The 16,690-nt window shown below is 71.0% G+C and carries 12 protein-coding genes and 1 pseudogene; 10 read left to right on the forward strand and 3 right to left on the reverse strand.

From position 1 onward, the window contains the following. The first annotated feature begins 205 nt into the window (after nucleotides 1-205). Complete coding sequence (locus tag ACF06X_RS21120) at nucleotides 206-994, forward strand: hypothetical protein (protein ID WP_392288789.1); 789 nt, start codon at nucleotides 206-208, stop codon at nucleotides 992-994. Continuing rightward, the gene (locus tag ACF06X_RS21125; protein WP_392288790.1) at nucleotides 925-2,397 is read left to right on the forward strand and encodes a 3'-5' exonuclease; all 1,473 of its coding nucleotides are present in this window, start codon (nucleotides 925-927) and stop codon (nucleotides 2,395-2,397) included. The genes ACF06X_RS21120 and ACF06X_RS21125 overlap by 70 nt, the downstream gene beginning before the upstream one ends. Before the next feature lie 50 nt (nucleotides 2,398-2,447). Here the strand turns inward: ACF06X_RS21125 and ACF06X_RS21130 are convergent. Next, a pseudogene (locus ACF06X_RS21130) lies at nucleotides 2,448-3,685 on the reverse strand (hypothetical protein); the annotation flags it as partial. A gap of 748 nt (nucleotides 3,686-4,433) precedes the next feature. Between ACF06X_RS21130 and ACF06X_RS21135 the strand changes: the two are divergent. From ACF06X_RS21135 to ACF06X_RS21160, 6 genes are all read left to right on the forward strand, one after another. Further along, the gene (locus tag ACF06X_RS21135) at nucleotides 4,434-6,080 is read left to right on the forward strand and encodes a restriction endonuclease fold toxin-2 domain-containing protein (protein ID WP_392288791.1); all 1,647 of its coding nucleotides are present in this window, start codon (nucleotides 4,434-4,436) and stop codon (nucleotides 6,078-6,080) included. Nucleotides 6,081-6,106: 26 nt separating this feature from the next. Then, complete coding sequence (locus ACF06X_RS21140) at nucleotides 6,107-6,559, forward strand: hypothetical protein (RefSeq protein WP_392288792.1); 453 nt, start codon at nucleotides 6,107-6,109, stop codon at nucleotides 6,557-6,559. A gap of 275 nt (nucleotides 6,560-6,834) precedes the next feature. Next, entirely contained in the window at nucleotides 6,835-7,983 is a 1,149-nt protein-coding gene (locus ACF06X_RS21145) for an FAD-dependent oxidoreductase (protein WP_392288793.1), read from the forward strand. Beyond that, a complete protein-coding gene (locus ACF06X_RS21150) occupies nucleotides 7,980-8,879 on the forward strand; it encodes an NmrA family NAD(P)-binding protein (RefSeq protein ID WP_392288794.1) in 900 nt (299 codons plus the stop codon). The genes ACF06X_RS21145 and ACF06X_RS21150 overlap by 4 nt, the downstream gene beginning before the upstream one ends. Nucleotides 8,880-8,965: 86 nt before the next feature. After that, entirely contained in the window at nucleotides 8,966-9,877 is a 912-nt protein-coding gene (locus ACF06X_RS21155) for an NAD-dependent epimerase/dehydratase family protein (protein ID WP_392288795.1), read from the forward strand. After that, the gene (locus ACF06X_RS21160; RefSeq protein WP_392288796.1) at nucleotides 9,874-10,569 is read left to right on the forward strand and encodes a DsbA family protein; all 696 of its coding nucleotides are present in this window, start codon (nucleotides 9,874-9,876) and stop codon (nucleotides 10,567-10,569) included. Before ACF06X_RS21155 ends, ACF06X_RS21160 begins: the two co-directional genes overlap by 4 nt. A gap of 117 nt (nucleotides 10,570-10,686) precedes the next feature. Here the strand turns inward: ACF06X_RS21160 and ACF06X_RS21165 are convergent, their stop codons facing one another. Beyond that, complete coding sequence (locus ACF06X_RS21165; protein WP_392288797.1) at nucleotides 10,687-11,223, reverse strand: cupin domain-containing protein; 537 nt, start codon at nucleotides 11,221-11,223, stop codon at nucleotides 10,687-10,689. A gap of 143 nt (nucleotides 11,224-11,366) precedes the next feature. On the opposite strand from ACF06X_RS21165, the gene ACF06X_RS21170 reads away from it, so the two are divergent. Next, a complete protein-coding gene (locus tag ACF06X_RS21170) occupies nucleotides 11,367-13,010 on the forward strand; it encodes an FAD-binding oxidoreductase (protein ID WP_392288798.1) in 1,644 nt (547 codons plus the stop codon). A 78-nt stretch (nucleotides 13,011-13,088) separates the two neighbouring features. Here ACF06X_RS21170 and ACF06X_RS21175 read toward each other — a convergent pair whose 3' ends face one another. Beyond that, nucleotides 13,089-15,185: an FAD/NAD(P)-binding protein gene (locus tag ACF06X_RS21175; protein WP_392288799.1), complete on the reverse strand. Its 2,097-nt coding sequence runs from the start codon at nucleotides 15,183-15,185 to the stop codon at nucleotides 13,089-13,091. Nucleotides 15,186-15,421: 236 nt separating this feature from the next. On the opposite strand from ACF06X_RS21175, the gene ACF06X_RS21180 reads away from it, so the two are divergent. After that, nucleotides 15,422-16,678: an aspartate kinase gene (locus tag ACF06X_RS21180; RefSeq protein ID WP_392288800.1), complete on the forward strand. Its 1,257-nt coding sequence runs from the start codon at nucleotides 15,422-15,424 to the stop codon at nucleotides 16,676-16,678. Nucleotides 16,679-16,690: the final 12 nt, after the last annotated feature.

Raw genomic sequence — 16,690 nt, forward strand, 5'->3', positions numbered from 1 at the left:
AGGGCGCCGGTCCGACCGCGGCTGCCCACTCCGGTAGGCCGTAGGTCGTCCCGGATTGCACGGGCCTTCGTCCGTTTAGGCTTCCAAAGAGCCCTGCGCCGCCCCCCGTCCCCGGTAGAACCGGTAGAAGCAGAACCTCACGCACCCGAGTGAGGCGGGGGGGGGAAACGGGCGCCTGTTTCTCGCGGCGCTCGACGGCAGCCGCATGGGCCTGCTGCTCGAAACCGAAGAGAACCGCTTCAGTCTGCTCGCCGTCCGGGTCGGGCCGTCGGCCCGGGAAGAGCTCGCCCGGCTGACCGTGGAGATCAACGCGGTCTCGGGCGGTGTCGAGCTCGTCGACCAGAGCGAGGTCAGCGCCAATGTGGTGGCGATGCCCGTGCGCCCCGAACCCGGTCCGGAACCGAGCACCACACCGAGGAAGCCCTCTGCCACCGAAACGTCCGCCGTCCCGTCGGATGTCGGGGCCGCCGCCTCCGAGACCGCACCGGCCGCCCTGCCGGTGCCTCTCTTCGCCCCGTACGAGGACGAGGAGCTGCTCGGCCTGGGGGTCATCGGCTCCCTCCTACCCGCCCTGCGGAGGATCACCCACAGCCGTCAGCTGAGTGCCGTCCTCAGCCACAACCTCCCCGGTCTCACCCGGGAAGTGCTGCTCGCGCTGCACGACGGCATGGAGCCGCCCGAAGTCCGCCGGTTCATCACCGACCAATGGCGGGCGGACGAGGAGGTCGACCCACGGGACTGGGCCCGGGCGGCACGGCGGCCCGTGTCCCAGGTCAGTACCGAGGACGCGGCCGTCCTGGACGCGCTCGGGGACAGCTTCGACGCCTGGCGGCTCTTCCTCCATCCCGAACAGCACAGGCTCGCCACCACTTCGTTCAAGGGATCGGCAAAGGTCACCGGGGTCCGGGCACCGGCAAGACGGTCGTGGCCCTCCACCGAGTCCGGCACCTCGTCGCCCAGCTGCCGCCGGGGCAGACCAGGCCCGTCCTGCTGACCACGTACAACACCAATCTCGCAGCCGATCTGAAGGAGCGCCTGCACCGGCTCGGCGGTGACGCCCTCGTCCGCCGGGTCGACGTCAAGTCCGTGGACCAGCTGGCCAGGGAAGTGGTCGAGCAGCATCCGAGTTCCGTGCTCGGTACGCCCATGGGCGACGAGGAGGCCATGGCGCTCTGGCACCGGGCGTGCGCCGAGGCTGGGGTCTTCGACTTCGACGCCGACTTCCTCGACTCGGAGTTCAAGCACGTCGTCCTCGCCCAGGGCTGCGGTACCGAACGCCTGTACCTCCGGGCCGAACGACGGGGCCGGGGTGTGCTGCAACGGGCCGACCGGAAGCAGGTGTGGGAGCTGGTGGCGAAGTACCGCGCGCTCCTGGACGGTCCGCCCCCGCGCACCACGTACGCGCTGATCGCCGACGAGGCCGCGCGGATCGAGGAACACCGCATGACCAAGGCCGCCGAGCAGGCGCGTTACAAGGAAGAGCACGGCGGCCTGGATCTCATCCACCGCGAGGCCGGCAGCGGCATGTGGCTCAAGCCCAGATACTGCCACATCGTGGTGGACGAGGCTCAGGACCTGTCGGCCTCCCATTGGCGGATGCTCCGGGCGATGGTGGCGCCCGGGCCGAACGACATCTTCCTGGTGGGAGACGCCCACCAGCGTATCTACTCGCACCAGGTCGTCCTGGGCAGGCTCGGCATCAGCACTCCCGGCCGCGCCTCCCGGCGACTGACTTTGAACTACCGTACGACGCGCGAGATCCTCGGCAGTGCCCACGGCCTGGTCCACGGCGAGACCTTTGACGATCTCGACGACGGTGCGGACACCCTGGACGGGTACCGCTCTGTTCTTACAGGGCTGGCTCCCCAGTACTGGCGTGCTCCCGACTGGGAGACCGAGATGAGGGCCATCGCCACGCTGCTCAAGGAGCGACACGAGCGCTACGGCACTCCGTACGCGGCCATGGCCGTCAGCGTTCCGGACAAGGCCGCGGTCACGCAGCTGGCCTACACCCTGGCGTGCAAGCCCTTCCTGATCCCCGCGAGTGAGATCGGCAGGGAGGGGCCCCGCGACACCGACACCGTGCGCATCGGCACCATGCACCGTTTCAAGGGGCTCGAATTCCAGCGGGTGTTTCTTGCCGGGGTCAGCGACGGTTTGATCCCCCATCAACGCATCGAGGTCTTCCGGCTGAGCAATCCCGACCGATACCGGCAAGAGGAGCAGCGAGCCCGTTCCCTGCTCTTCGTGGCGGCCACCCGGGCACGCGACGAGCTGGTCGTCTCCTGGCACGGGCAGGCGAGCCGCTACCTGCCCCGGTACGCCGATCGCGATGCCGGCCGTGCGACGTCCCTGCTGACGGGCGACGGTCCACCGTCGGATTCGAACGCAGCCTGATCTGTGAGGCGCACGCCGGGCACCTGGGTGCCCGGACACGCCATTCTGGCTCACAAGCCATGCTGCTCCCTTAGCCGCATCAGGTTCCGCTTGCGCTTCTGGGCGGCGCGCAGGTCGGTGCCGTAGGCGGTGAAGTCGTCGGGCGTGCCGAGGCGGCGGTGGCAGTCGCGGATGTTCAGGAGCAGGCTGACGAGCTGCTCGTAGGCGTGGTTGCCGGTCACGCGGGTGAGGCGGGCCAGATGCCCCCGTTCGGCATCGGCGCGGAGAACCGCCAGTGCCTTCTCGCGCTCGGTCGGCCAGCACTCTGCTGCGACGGCCGCGGCACGCAGTTGCTGGTAGTTGAGCAGAGAGCGGCGGACTGCGGAGTGGTCGCGGCGCACGGTGACGGCGTCGGCGAGCCGGTCGCTCCCGGCGTAACGGTCGGCGAGGTGGTCGAAGAGGGCGGTGTCGGCGGTGTCGAGTTCGCGGGCGATGAGCAGGTGGGTGAGTGACCATTCGGCGCGAGGTCGGCGGCGTGCACGGCGATCACCGTGTCGATGTCCCGCCCCGACTTCGCGAGGCGCTGCATCAGGTGCTTCTCAGCCCAGCCGATGCGGTTCGCCTGCCATGCTTCGACCGCGTACCGACGCAGGGCGGCCACCCCCCGGCTCGCCGAGCAGGTCCTCGTAGTCGAGCGGGTCGATGTCCGTCAGATCGACCGCGTGTATCACCAGCCAGTGCGCGAGTTCCTCCGGGTCGGCGCGGGCCGCGCGGCACGCCTCATGGTAGGCGTCGGCCAGGCCGACGCCGATATCCCCGAGTTGGCCGTCGGAGTGGTCGATGCTTTCGATCACCTCGGCCAGCATGCCGATCACCTCCCTGACCAGAGTCATCGCGTCGGCCGCCCGGCCGGAACTCGTCAGTGACCGGATGGCGCTGACCACCTGCCCGGCCTGGTCGGCGTAGGCACGGGCGTCGGCGTACTCGACGTAGCCGTACTGGGCAAAAGGGCCGCTATCGAGCAACTCGCAAACACGCGAACGGATTCCGGCCACGTCGCCGAGGGCGCTCGCTGCCCGCAACTCCGGACGCCTCCGCAGGTTCCGGTCCTCGGCCATCTCCTCCCGCACGAGAGCAAGGAGGTCGTCCCGTGACAGGCCGGCCAGCCAGGCGCCGAAGCCGCGGGTCCGGTCCCGGGCCGCCTTCCGTCGACCGGACAGGTCGGCCTCCTGAGCGATCACCGTCAGACCGAGCGGACCAGATGCTTGCAGAAGTTGCCCTCCTGGCCGTACGGGCAGTCGCACGTGCCCTCAGGCATGTGTCGCTCGGCGCGGTCGTATGTCTGGGGACGTGGACGGGCTGGGGGCGGGAGCTTTCAGCGTCGACTGAGGTCATCCGGCGAACGGCGACGCGGTAGCCCGTTGAAACACCTACTGCTTTCCGCCTCGGGGTGGCGGTCAGGCGAGGTGGGCGTGCCTCAGCCCGAGGAGGGAAACCTAGTGTGCTGGCCCAACCAGCGAGGCCGTTGGCGGCGATGAGGCACATACCCGTTTGTTTTGTGTACCAGCTGCCGGCTTGGTGAAGGTCGCTCGGTGACATGACGTGGTACCGAGCCACTTCCATTGACTGGGCAGCTTGAATCTTCACTGGCAAAGTAGCTGATTCCGCCTGTCCGGCCCGCCGCTTCCGCATGCGGAAGCCTGCGCGCCAGATGGCCCCGGCGCCAGGCACGAGGCAAGCCAGGGATGGTCGGGCGATCACCGCCACTCCTCTCGAACCCTCAGGTAGATGAGCCCGTACGCCGTGACCGAGAGGACCGGCAAACTTGCTGCCAAACGTCATGCCCTGTTGTCGACGTGCCGCCACACCCCCACCCCCAGTGATCAGAAGCTGATCATAGAGAGCTCGCGGCGGGTCACCGTCAGCGCGAACGCCGAGGGCGGGGTCCTGAGTTGTTCGCCCGGAAGCGAGGGGCGTTGTCACTGGTCTGCTGTAGAACTGTCGCCGTACGATCAGTTGTTCGCACCCGCAATGCGGGATACGGGAGGGGCGAGGCAATGAGCGGACTGGCTCCACATCTCAAGTTCATCGCCGAAGGCATGATCAAGGGCGCAATGGGCTTGACCGACACCATGCGCGGGGCCCGGGACACAGCAATCGCTCTGTTCCACGAGCTGGCCCAGCAGCACGGCATGGCTGGAGACGACGATGCCGGGCGGGCGTTCGCGAAGGTCTACCGATCGGCTGCGGCGGCCACGCTGGACAAGATCGGCTCCAGTTCGTACGTGCTCGGCGAAGCGAGCCGCGGACTCATGCGCAACGCTCGGGAGTTCATGGCACAAGAGAGTTCTGTCATCGCCGGGTTTCTCGGCAAGCAGCAGGACTTGACCGCTGGCATGGGCGACCCCGGGCAGGGCTGTCCGGAGAACTACCTCGGCCTGGGCCAGGAGCTCCCCGAAGTGGTGGGAGAGACCGCCTGGTACCAGCAGTACGCTCCGGGAGGTGGAAGCGACCGTTTCCGCGGATCGCCCGAGAAGCTGCGGGCGGTGGCCGACTGCTGGCGGCGCGGCGGCAAGCTGATGCAGCGCTTCCTCGAGGACGCTCAAGCATCCGCCATGACGGCCGACAAGGCACACTCCGGCGAAGCCGCGGACGCGTTCCGGACGTACTTCACGATGTGTGTCGGGCTGACCTGCCCACCTGCTCAGGCTCAGGCGGACGAACCGCTCGTCGCCAATCTCGTGGCCGCCTGCAACGAGATCGCGAAGGCGTGCGACCGGTACGCCGAGCATGTGGAAGCGGCGGAGAAAGCCATCCAGCAGCACAAGCTGGACATGTTCGCGGTGGACATGCCCTGGGACAGTCCGATGTTCGGTGGGAACGGTTTCGACGGAGGGCTCCTCGACGCCGTCCTGGAGGACCCGTGGATCCGTCGTCTGGGAGAGGTGGCGCACGCCCTGGACTCGGCCGAGAAGCGGATCAGGCTCCCCGAAGGCGGCGGGGGGCCGACCGCGCCGGGATTCCCGTTCCTCCCGCCGCTGATCCCTGTTCCGGTCCCGGCGCCGGTTTCCGTGCCCCTTGTCCTCGCCTCGTACAGCGGCGGCATGCCCGGAATCGTTCCGTCGGTCTACCGGGACCCTGATCCCAGCGTCCCGTGGCGCGACCCGATCCCCCCGTCCGCCGTGCCTCCGCCGCGGCTTCTGACACCGGAGGAGCGCAAGGAGTTCGTTGCCTGGGTGAACACCCTGAAGCCGGCCGGATTCGGAGGCAAACCGGACCCCACGGCACCGGAGAACGCTTACCAGTTGCGGACTGCCGGCTACCCCGAGCGCATCATCCCCCTGCCCAAGGACTACGAGAAGCCGGCGATCGGCGCGGACGGAATGCGACCGGCGGACGGAATGATGGTGGACGCCAAGTACGTCAAGGATGCCGACGACGACTGCAGGAAGAGCACGTGGCGCCGGCAGTCCACGTTCGACATCGAAGATCAGTACAAGGAGGACGGGACGAAGAAGTGGAGCAAGAAGGACATCCTCATCGGCAAGGATGAGGGCGAACTCGAGAAGTACCAACAGGCGATGAAAGAACATGACGAGATCCGAGGTCTGGAGATCGTCACCAATGACAAAGAAGCCGTGCCGTATTGGCAGACGCTCATGGCCCTCCAGCAGGTGCCCGGTACTGCCCGGTACGTTCAGTGATCCAGGACGCAGGAGGGGCATCCCGTATGACGCACGATGACGACGACCAGACCACCTTCCTGTTCTTCGCCCCGGAGAGAGACCCGCATGCCTGGGCGCTGGACCTCGCCGGTCTGGGTGAAGCCCTGCGGGAGTCGTTCCCCGAAGTCCGCTACAGGGTCCGGCAGGACAGCACGCGGCATGGCGAGCCGTACCTCTCCTTCTGGGCCGCCACCGCCGACGGCATCGAGTTCGACGGCACGGCCACCGTCCACGGGCGGGACTGCGTCATGCTCGGCGACACCACGGCGGAGGAGGCCGCACACTTTCTGACCTGGCTGCGGGACAGCTACCTACCGGCTCCGGATCTCATCCGCTTCAGCAGCGAGCCGGCCGTCGAGCGGGGCGTCGAGACGGACTGGCGTCTGCCGGCCGATGGGGACGCGGGGCGAGTGGCCGACGAGCTGCGGCACCACCTCGCGGTCGTGGACGGGGCCTGACGCAGGCCGCGGCGTCGGTACGGCGGACCACGCAGGGCATTCCCGGGTCGGACTCCCGGCTGCCGGTGGCCGCCCGGGTGGACGGCACCGGGAGCGCGCGAACGTGCGGCGCGGCACCACGCGCCGCATGAAGGGCCTTCAGTTCCTTGTGTGTTTCCGGCACCGCAACCTCTGCCCCTCCCCCGGCGATCACGCGAATGCGTGATGGCAGGCCCGAGGGTGACAGGAATGCTCGGGAGGGAGAGTGACCGGGTCCTGCGGACAGGAGGCATGGGATGAGCCGTTCCACGAGTGCGGTCAGGGGTGGGCATCGGCGGGAGATCGGGGTGGCCGTCGTCGGGGCGGGGGTGCTCGGGATGGCCGTGGTGGACAGTCTGGTGCGGCGGGGGGTGGATGTCGTCTGCTTCGACGGGCGGGTGCCCGGGAGTGGGTTGTCCGGGGGGCTCACGCGGACGTTTCGGCATCGGCATGACGACGAGCGGCATGTCGCCATGGCCGTCGACGGGCTCGCCGGGTTCCGGGAGTGGGAGCGGCGCAGTGGGCGGGTGCTCGTCGGGACGGAAGGGGCCGTCTACAGCGGGATGGGGCCCGCCGATGTGAAGGGGCTCGCGCTGCACGGGGTGGAGCACCGGTTCGTGGAGGCCTCCCGGCAGGACGAGGTGTTTCCGGGGCTCGCGCCGGTGGACGGGCCGCTGCTCGTCGATCCGGGGGCCGGGGCGATACGGGCCCGGAACACCATCGACGCGCTCGTGGGGTGGGTCGGCGACCGGATCGTGCAGGCCGACATTCACAGCGTGACCGTGCCCCGGGACGGGGACGGGGTGGAGATCCAGACCACCGAGGCCATCTACCGCGCCCGCCATGTCGTCATCGCCGCCGGAACCGCCGTACCCAAGCTGGCCCGCGGCGTCGGCATCGACATTCCGCTCCAGTGCCGGCTGCACGTCCGGCCGCACTTCCGGATCCGCGGGTACGAGCCCGGCCGGACGCGGCCCTTGCCCTGCTGGGTCGACCGGGCCGGGATCTGGGGCGAGACCGTCTACGGCTCCCCCATCGGCGACACCGGGACGTATGTCATCGGGCTCATCGGCACCGAGGTCGACATGCCCTTCGGCCCGGACGGCGCCCTGGCCGAGGGAAGCAGCACCCTCGTCGACGCCCAGCGGATCGTCGACTACGTCGAGCGGGCCCTGCCCGGGCTCGATCCCGAACCCGTCGGCGTACGGGTGTGCGTCATGACCAAGCTGCCCGCCGGGAGCGACGCGCTGCGCGCCTGGCACACCGACGGGGTCACCGCCGTCGCCGGGCACAACCTCTTCAAGATGGCGCCCGTGCTCGGCGAACTGCTCGCCGACGCGGCGCAGAACAACAAGCTCCCCGAGCGTCTCGTCGACGCCGGCTCCGGCGCCCTGGACGCGCCGTGAGCCGGGAGATCGCCGTGCTGGGCGGGACGGGGAACATCGGCCGTGCGCTGCTGCGGGAGCTCGCCGGCCTCGGGCACCGGGCCGTCGCGCTGGTCCGGCCCGGGCGCGCGGCCGCCGTGGCGGAGTACGCCCGGCCCGTCGAGGTGGAGAGGGAGACGGAAGCCGGTGAGGAGGGGTTTGTCAGAGCCCTGAAGGGCTGCGCCGCCCTCTTTCTGCTCACTCCGTTCCATCCGCGCCAGGACCTTCTCCAGCGGCGGCTCGCCCGCGCCGCCGCCGACGCCGGCGTCGGCCACGTCGTCAAGGTCTCCGCCCTCGGCGCCGACCCCGCCTCACCCGTCCTCGTCCACCGCCAGCACGGGATCGCCGAACAGGCCCTGGCCGAGCTGGGACTTCCGTACACCTCCCTGCGTCCCAACGCCTTCATGCAGAACGCCGTCCAGTGGCTCCCCACCATCGCCTCCCGGGGCGCCGTGATCCTGCCCGCCGGGCGGGCGCGCGTGAGCATGGTCGACGTACGGGACATCGCCGCGGCCGCCGCCGCGCTGCTCACCGGGCCGCCGCCGCCCGGCCGGGGCGGCGAGGTGTACGAACTGACGGGGCCCGAGGCGCTCGGCTACGCCGACGTGGCGGCCGCCCTGTCGGCCGCCGCCGGGCGGGAGATCCGCTACCTGGACGTACCGCCCGCGCGGGCGGCGGAGGCGATGCGCGCGGGGGGCGTGCCCGAGTGGGCGATCGAGGCACGGCTCCAGCTCTACGGCACGTACGTGGCCGGTGAGGCGGAGACGGTCACCGGCGCGGTGAAGGAGCTGACCGGGCGGGAGCCGCGGTCGTTCGCCGCCTTCGCCGCCGAGCTCGCTCCCCGGCTGAAAATGGAGCGGAAGGGGGAAGGTCCGTGACCGGAAAACCCGAGACCGGAAAACCCGAGACCGGACAACCCGAGACCGGACAACCCGAGACCGGAAGGTCCGTCACCGGAAGGTCCGTGACCGGAAAAACCGAGCCCGAATGGTCCGTGACCGGAACGTCCCGCACGAACGTCGTGCTCGTCGGCGGAACAGGGGTGCTCGGGCACGCCCTCGTGCCCCGCCTCCTCGACCGCGGCCACGCCGTCACCGTCCTCGCCCCCGGGCCCCGGCCCGCGCCCGCCGGGGCCGGGCGGGTCGACGCCAGTCTGCTCGACATCCCGGGCGACGCGCTCGCGGGCGTGCTGGCCGGTGTCGACGTCGTGGTGAACGTCGCCACGGCCGTGCCGGCCGATCCGGCCGCCCCCGGCGCCTGGGACCTCAACACCCGGCTGCGGAAGGAGGGGACGCGCCGGCTGGTCGACGCCGCGCGCGACTGTGGCGTCGGCCATCTCGTGCAGATGAGCATCACCATGGTCTACCCGGACGGCGGCGACCGGCTCCTCGACGAGTCCACGCCGCTCGACACCGATCCGGCGCGGGCCGGGCTCGTCGAGCCCGTCCGCGTCATGGAACAGGCCGTCCGGGGCGACGAGTCCGGAGACGGACCGGCCTGGACCATTCTGCGCGGGGCGCGCTTCGCCGGGCCCGGGACCGTGCAGGACGTCCAGCGCCGGCGCCTCCTCGTCGGGACCCTCCCGATCGCGGGCGACGGCTCCGCCTGGCTCTCGATGGTCCATGTCCGGGATTTCGCCGCCGCCGTCGCGGCCACCGTGGAGGCCCGCCCGCCCGGCATGGTGCTCAACATCGCCGACGAGCCGGTACGGGAACGGGAGTACGTGGAGCGGCTCGCGCGCCGGGTCGGTGCGCCGCCGCCCCCGTACGACCGCTCCCTCGCCCCCGAGCTGCCCTCCCAGCGGGTGAGCAGCGCCGCGGCCCACCGGATCCTCGGCTGGAAGCCCGTCACCGGCATCTGGGGAGGGGTGGGATGAGCCTGTACGTCGCACCCGGCACCCTCGTCGTCTTCGCCGACCTCGGCTGCCCCTGGGCCCACCTAGCCGTCCACCGCCTGCACACCACACGGGCCGCGCTCGGGCTCGACGAGCGCGTCCGCTTCGACGTCCGGGCCTTCCCGCTGGAGCTCATCAACGAGATGTCCACGCCGAAGCTGATCCTCGACGCCGAGACCCCGGTCGTCGGCGCGCTGGAGCCCGGCGCCGGCTGGCAGATGTGGCAGCGGCCGTCGTACGAGTACCCCGTCAGCACCCTGCTCGCCATGGAGGCCGTGGAGGCCGCGAAGGAGCAGGGGCTGCGCGCGAGTGAGCGGCTCGACCGGGCGCTGCGCGTCGCGCTGTTCGGCCAGAGCCGGAACATCACGATGCGGCACGAGATCCTCGCCGTCGCCGCCGAAAGCGGCGTGGACGCCGACGCGTTGAAGTACGCCCTGGTCCGGGGGCGGGCGCGGGCCGCGATCGAGGAGCAGCTGGAGGTGTCGCTCGGCGACGAGGTGCGGGGCAGCCCGCATGTCTTCGCCCCGGGCGGGCTCAGCGCCCACAACCCGGGGGTGGAGCGGCACTGGCTCGGGCGGGAGGGCTCCGGCTTTCCCGTGGTCACGAAGGACGAGCCGGGGGTGGTGTACGAGAGCCTGCTGCGGCGCGCCGCCGAAGCGACGCCCCTCGGCTGACCCTCCGTACCGAACTCCGCCGGCCCTCCGCACCAGCCCTCCGCACCGACCCCGTGCCCCGTACGACGCGGAAACCGCCCGCCCGAGAACCTCCGGCGGGCGGTCGCGTCCACGGACCTACTCGTCGACGATGAACATGCCGAACTCCTCGGCCCGTCGCATCACCAGCTGCTCGTACCCCACCGGCTCCGCCGGGCGTTCCAGGCCCGGGACCACCGGCTGGCCGATCTCGAAGAAGAAGTTCTCGAAGCCGGCCGGCGCCAGGACGAACAGCAGTTTGGTGATCTTGCTGGAGTCGTTCCGGAACTTGTGCTTGGCCCCACGCGGGATGAAGATGAACGCCCCGCTCTCCGCCTTGATGACCTCGTCACCGGATGCCACGGTGAGTTCGCCGTCGAGCAGGTAGAAGATCTCGTCCGCGTCGTTGTGGATGTGCATCGGCGGACCGTTGTCCGGGGCGATCTCGCCTTCCATCATGGTGAACCCGGGTCCGGTGGTGCTCTTCCCGGCCTTCATCGTGTACTTGTCGCCCTGCAGCGCCCAGACACTCGGGCCTTCGCCCGGCGCTACGTACGTGATCTGTTCCGAACCGGTTCCGGCGCCCTGCGGGCCCCACGGGATGCTCATCGGCGTCCTCACGTTCGTCGCGTCCATGCCGCGATCCGTCTCTGCCGGAATCCAGTGAACCGGGCGCCCGTACGCCGGTCATCACGTGATCACGTGATGTGGCGGCGCACGCCCTGATGACATCTTCCCGGAGCAACCACCACAACGATGTTCGATGTTTAGGGGGAAACATGACCTCGGTATCACGCCGGAGGCTCCTCACAGGTACCGCGGCCGTCGTAGGGGCCACAGCGCTGACCTCGCAGGCCGGCGTGAGCGCCGCCCAGGCCTCCGGAACGGTCACCGCGACGAGCACGGAGACCGGCGCCACGGCGCGGGCCCTGACCGTGAGTCCGCAGGACGTCCGTTACTCGGGGCTGACCAGCGGGCAGAACCAGCTCTTCCACAGCCGTCCGGACTGCGTCCGCCTGCCGCGCTCCACCGCCCAGGTGGTCACGGCCGTGCAGGAGGCGGTGACCGCGGGCAAGCGGCTGAGCGTGCGCGGCGGCGGCCACTGCTACGAGAACTTCGTCGACCACCCGGACATCAAGGTGATCATCGACATGTCCGGGATGCGGAAGATCGACTACGACCCCGCCCACCAGGCCTTCGTCGTCGAGGGCGGGGCCACGCTCGGGGAGACGTACTTCGCGCTGTTCCGGCAGTGGGGCGTGACCCTGCCCGGCGGCGCCTGCTACTCGGTGGGCGTCGGCGGGCACGTCCAGGGCGGCGGCTACGGCAACCTGAGCCGGCTGCACGGCCTGGTCGTCGACTATCTGTACGCCGTCGAGGTCGTGGTCGTGGACCCCGACGGCCGCGCCCGCGCCGTCGTCGCCACCCGCGAGGCGGGCGACCCGAACCGCGACCTGTGGTGGGCGCACACCGGCGGGGGCGGCGGCAGCTTCGGCGTCGTGACCCGCTACTGGTTCCGCTCCCCCACCGCGACCGGCACCGATCCCTCGCGGCTGCTGCCGGCGCCGCCGGCCGACGTGCTGGTGACCTGGCTGCAGTGGCCGTGGGCGCAGCTGACCGAGGCCCGCTTCGCCCGTCTCGTACGGAACTACGGCGTCTGGAACGAACAGAACAGCTCGCCGGCCTCGCCGTACAAGGGCCTGACGGCCCGCCTGGAGCCGGGCCCGAAGGCGGGCGGCAGCGTCCTGCTGTCCATACAGATGGACACCGCGGTGCCGAACGCCCGGCAGCTCCTGCTCGACTTCGTCGCGGCCGTCAACGACGGGGTGGGGGTCACGCCGGTGGAGTACCAGGAGCTGCACCAGCTGCCCTGGTTCCAGGCCACCGGGTGGCCCGGCTTCTGGATGAGCAACCCGACCGACCGCTACAAGTACAAGTCGAGCTACCACCGCAAGGGTCTGACGGACGACCAGATCGGAGGGCTCTACCGGGTGCTGACGGACTCGGACTACAACCACCCGGCGTTCGTGGTGTCGATCGCCGCGCACGGCGGGCAGGTCAACGCCGTGGCGCCGACCGCCACCGCGCAGGTGCACCGCGACAGCGTCCTGAAGCTGCTCTGGGGCACGGCCTGGGGCAACCCCAGTGACGACGCCAAGCACTTCGCGTACATCCGGCGCGCCTTCTCGACCGTGTACGCCTCGACCGGCGGCGTCCCGGTGCCGAACGCCGTGACCGACGGCTGCTACATCAACTACGCCGACGGGGACCTCGCCGACCCGGCGTGGAACCGTTCGGGCGTGGCCTGGCACGACCTGTACTGGAAGCAGAACTACCCCACGCTCCAGCGCGCGAAGTCGCGCTGGGACCGGCGCGACGTCTTCCGTCACGCGCAGTCGATCCGGCTGCCCGGAACGGTCTGACGCCGCCCGCGGCGAAGGCCGGGCCCCCACCCTCCCGGGGCCCGGCCTTCGTGCCGTGAATCCCCGTACGACAGGCCGTCAGACGTGGGGCTCGCGCGCCAGGAGGGCCGGGGCGGCCCAGGTGCTGGGCAGCCAGGCGAGCGGGACGTGGCGGTGGAGGTACGGCGCCGCGAGCGGGCGGCCGCGCGAGGCCGCGAGCCGCGCGTCGGCGGCGGACAGGCAGGTACGGGCGATGGCGTCGCTGTCGCCGACGATGACCGAGTCGACGCCCGGCCGGATGCCCGCGGCGGTCACCCAGTGGACGCCCTCGGTCGGGACACCGAAGGCGAAGCGGCGCGGGTGCGGCCGGAGAGCCGCGTCCAGCACGTGGTACGGCTTGCGGGAGACTGCGATGCCGCCGGTCTCGTACGCCTCGCCGTCCGCGTCGGGGATGCGGTACGGCGCGCACTGCCCGGTCTCCAGCAGGCCGCGGACCAGCGCGTCGGCGGTCGTACGGACGTCCACCTCGGGCAGCCGGGCCTCGATCAGGGCGGTGACGCGGACGGTGGAGCCGGGCACGCGGGCGGAGCGGAGCCGAAAACCCGCCTCGGACCCGCCGCCCGGGTCGGGTTCGGCCCGGGTGTCGGGGCCCAGGACGTGGACGATCCCGGCCTCGATCAGGGCGGTCAGCTCCTCGATGCGGCGGGCGGGCGGGCCGATGGAGAGATAGGCGTTGAGCGGGGTGTACCAGCCGCTCAGCTCCTCGCGGTAGGAGCGGCCGCCGATCCCGCCGTGGTCGACGACGAGGCGGATCTCGTTGCGCAGGTCCCGCAGGACGTCGAGGGCGGCCTTCAGCGGGCTGGTGACATTGCCCCTCAGTGCCTCGGTGACGTCCGCGCGCAGATGGGCGAGGAGCCAGTCGCGGAAGTCCTCGGGCCCGGTGAACACCCGGTCGCCGTAGGGGCGTTCGATCCGCTCCCAGGACCATCGGCGGGAGCGCGGGACGCCGTGGCGGTCGAGCAGTTCCCCGGTGCCGGCTCCCCCGCCCCGGGCGACGAACTCCGCGCGGAAGGTGTCGGCGGCGGCCGGCTCGCCCCGTTCGGCGATCAGCGCGTGGTAGTAGACCGCCCGCACCTCGCGGGAGATGAGCGGCCACACGTCCGTACGGAAGGACAGCGGCCCGGCGATGCGGTGCCGGCGGCGCAGGGCGTCGATCACGGCGGGGGTGAGGAAGAGCGGCTCGTGCCGCCCGGAGACGCCCTTCTCGTTCTCGCCGCGCGCGTGGTACGGAACGCCTCGCCGCGAGCCCAGGTACAGCTCGGGCTCCCGCCCGGACGGGCGGTACTCCAGCTGTCCGCCGGAACGTCCGCCGGAACGTCCGCCGTACCGCTCGAAGCGGCCGCCGCGCCCGGTGGTCAGCAGCGCGACGACGTCGAAGCAGCTGAGACCCATGCCGAGGAGGCCGACCCGCCGGCCGGGGGCGATCGGGCGGAGGTCGAGGTCGGCGGGGTTGCCGGGCGGGTGGTAGACGAGTCCGCTCCGCTGCGCGTGGTCGGCCAACGCCCTTTCTCTGGGGGTCGGTTCCATGGGGAGGTGGCCCTGGGCGAGGACGACGGCGTCGAGGCCGCCGAGTACGGTGCCGTCGTCCAGGACGACCGTCTGCGTAGCCGCCCCGGGTCCGCCACCGTCCCCGGCGACCGCGGTCTCGTCGCGCAGGGCGACGGCGGTGGCCCGGTGGACGGTGAGGGTGATGTTCCGGGGCGCGTGGCGGCGCAGCCGGTCGAGCACCCACTCCAGGTAGTGGCCGTACAGCCGCCGGGTCGGGTACGTGTCGGGGCCGAGGGCCTGGGCCTCCCGCCGGTCCTCCTCGGGGAGGGAGCCGGGGGAGGCGAGGTCGTCGAGGAGGGCCGCCCACTGGTGGAGGCTGGGTCCCGGCACGACCGGGCCGGCGCAGTCGACGCTGTCGTCGGCGAACAGGGTGATCTGCGAGGCCACCGTGTTCATGAGGAGTTCGGCGCTCTGGTCGGTGCGCCACACCTGTCCGCCGGGGCCGCGCGGGTCGACGAGGTGCACCGCGAACCGGCGTCCCTGCCACCGCGGAAGGCGGGAATTGGCGCAGAGGCGCTCCACCACGGAGAGGCCGCGGGGACCCGCTCCGATCACACAGATCCGGGTGATTTCCTCGCGGGCCGTCATTCGGGAGCCGTCATTCCGGCCGGAATGAGATGCGCCGCTTCGCTCCTGTCATTCGCCATGACGGGAGGCTAGGTTTCCGGCCCGCATTTCCGCATCACGCCGATGCGGGATTGCTCGGGCTCCGAAATGAGCCGCTCCCACATCACGTGGATCCGGGATCCGGAATCGGCGGGCGCTGTGTAGAAAGGAGATCGCGCAACGCCATCTGCCCCGATCAGCCGGTGCGAGGACGACGCATGTCAGTAGCGGTGAAGAAGTTCGGCGGGAGTTCGCTGTCGACTCCCGGAAGAATTCGCCAGGTCGCGGAGATGGTCGCCCGCTTCCACCGTACGGGCCGCCCGACGGTGGTCGTGGTCTCCGCCCGCGGGGACACGACCGACGAGCTGCTCGCGGCGGCGCTCGAACTGAACGCCGTCCCGTCGGCGCGGGAGACGGACCAGCTCCTCGCCACCGGCGAGAACGCCTCCGCGGCTCTGCTGGCGCTCGCGCTGCACGACCAGGGGACGCCGGCGGTCTCCCTGACCGGGCCCCAGGCCGGGATCCGGGTCTCGGGCCACCACGGCGCCGGGATGATCGCCGGGATCGACCCGGCCCGGATCCTCGCCCATCTGCGGCGCGGACAGGTCGTCGTGGTCTCGGGCTTCCAGGGCGGCGACGCGGAAGCGGAAGGGGACGTGATCACCCTCGGCCGGGGCGGTTCGGACACGACGGCGGTGGCCCTCGCGACCGCGCTCTCGGCGGGGAGCTGCGAGATCTACACCGACGTCAAGGGGATCCACACCGCCGATCCCCGGGTGGTGCCCGAAGCGCGGGTGCTGGCCACCATCGACGCCGGGGTGATGGCGGAGATGGCCTTCGCCGGCGCCCAGGTGATGCACTCGCGCGCGGTGGAACTGGCCGCCTCGCACTCCATCGACGTCGTGGTCCGCGGCTCGTTCACGACGGAACCCGGAACCACCATCCTCGGACGGAGCATCGACGTGCTCGAATCACAGGGATCGATCATCGCCGTCACCCATGACACCGACATCGTGATGGCCCTCACCCGCTCGCGCCGGCCTCGGGACGGCCTGGCCGCGGACGTACTGACCGAACTGGCGCGGGCGTCGGTCCCGGTCGACCTCCTCTCCTGGGGAGCGCCGGACGACCACGGATTCCGGATGGGCTTCGCCCTGCACGGCAGCCGGCTGGCTCCGGCCCGCGAGGCGCTGCGCCGGATCGCGTCCGGGCTCGGCTGCGAGACGGACGTGGACGAGAAGGTCGGCAAGGTGTCTCTGATCGGGGTGGGGCTGCTCAACCGGCCGGACTACACGGCCCGGATGCTGACCCTGCTCTCCCGGATGGGCGTGACGCCGAGCTGGGTGTCCTCGACCCATCTGCGGGTCTCCGTGATCATTCCGCTGGACCGCGTCCTGGAGGCGGTCACGGCGCTCCACGAGGAGTTCGGCCTCGGCCGCGACGACCTCGACACCCCCTCCATGGCCGCGGTGTGACAGAAGGTGTGA

It is taken from the genome of Streptomyces sp. NPDC015346, from assembly GCF_043078785.1.
Taxonomy (GTDB): Bacteria; Actinomycetota; Actinomycetes; order Streptomycetales; family Streptomycetaceae; genus Streptomyces.

Bases quoted from the DNA above. Each gene is read 5' to 3' on its own strand.
- ACF06X_RS21120 (WP_392288789.1), top strand. From the start codon at position 206: ATGGGCCTGCTGCTCGAAACCGAAGAGAACCGCTTCAGTCTGCTCGCC.
- ACF06X_RS21135 (WP_392288791.1), top strand. From the start codon at position 4,434: ATGAGCGGACTGGCTCCACATCTCAAGTTCATCGCCGAAGGCATGATC.
- ACF06X_RS21140 (WP_392288792.1), top strand. From the start codon at position 6,107: ATGACGCACGATGACGACGACCAGACCACCTTCCTGTTCTTCGCCCCG.
- ACF06X_RS21145 (WP_392288793.1), top strand. From the start codon at position 6,835: ATGAGCCGTTCCACGAGTGCGGTCAGGGGTGGGCATCGGCGGGAGATC.
- ACF06X_RS21160 (WP_392288796.1), top strand. From the start codon at position 9,874: ATGAGCCTGTACGTCGCACCCGGCACCCTCGTCGTCTTCGCCGACCTC.
- ACF06X_RS21165 (WP_392288797.1), bottom strand. From the start codon at position 11,223: ATGGACGCGACGAACGTGAGGACGCCGATGAGCATCCCGTGGGGCCCG.
- ACF06X_RS21170 (WP_392288798.1), top strand. From the start codon at position 11,367: ATGACCTCGGTATCACGCCGGAGGCTCCTCACAGGTACCGCGGCCGTC.
- ACF06X_RS21175 (WP_392288799.1), bottom strand. From the start codon at position 15,185: ATGACGGCCCGCGAGGAAATCACCCGGATCTGTGTGATCGGAGCGGGT.
- ACF06X_RS21180 (WP_392288800.1), top strand. From the start codon at position 15,422: ATGTCAGTAGCGGTGAAGAAGTTCGGCGGGAGTTCGCTGTCGACTCCC.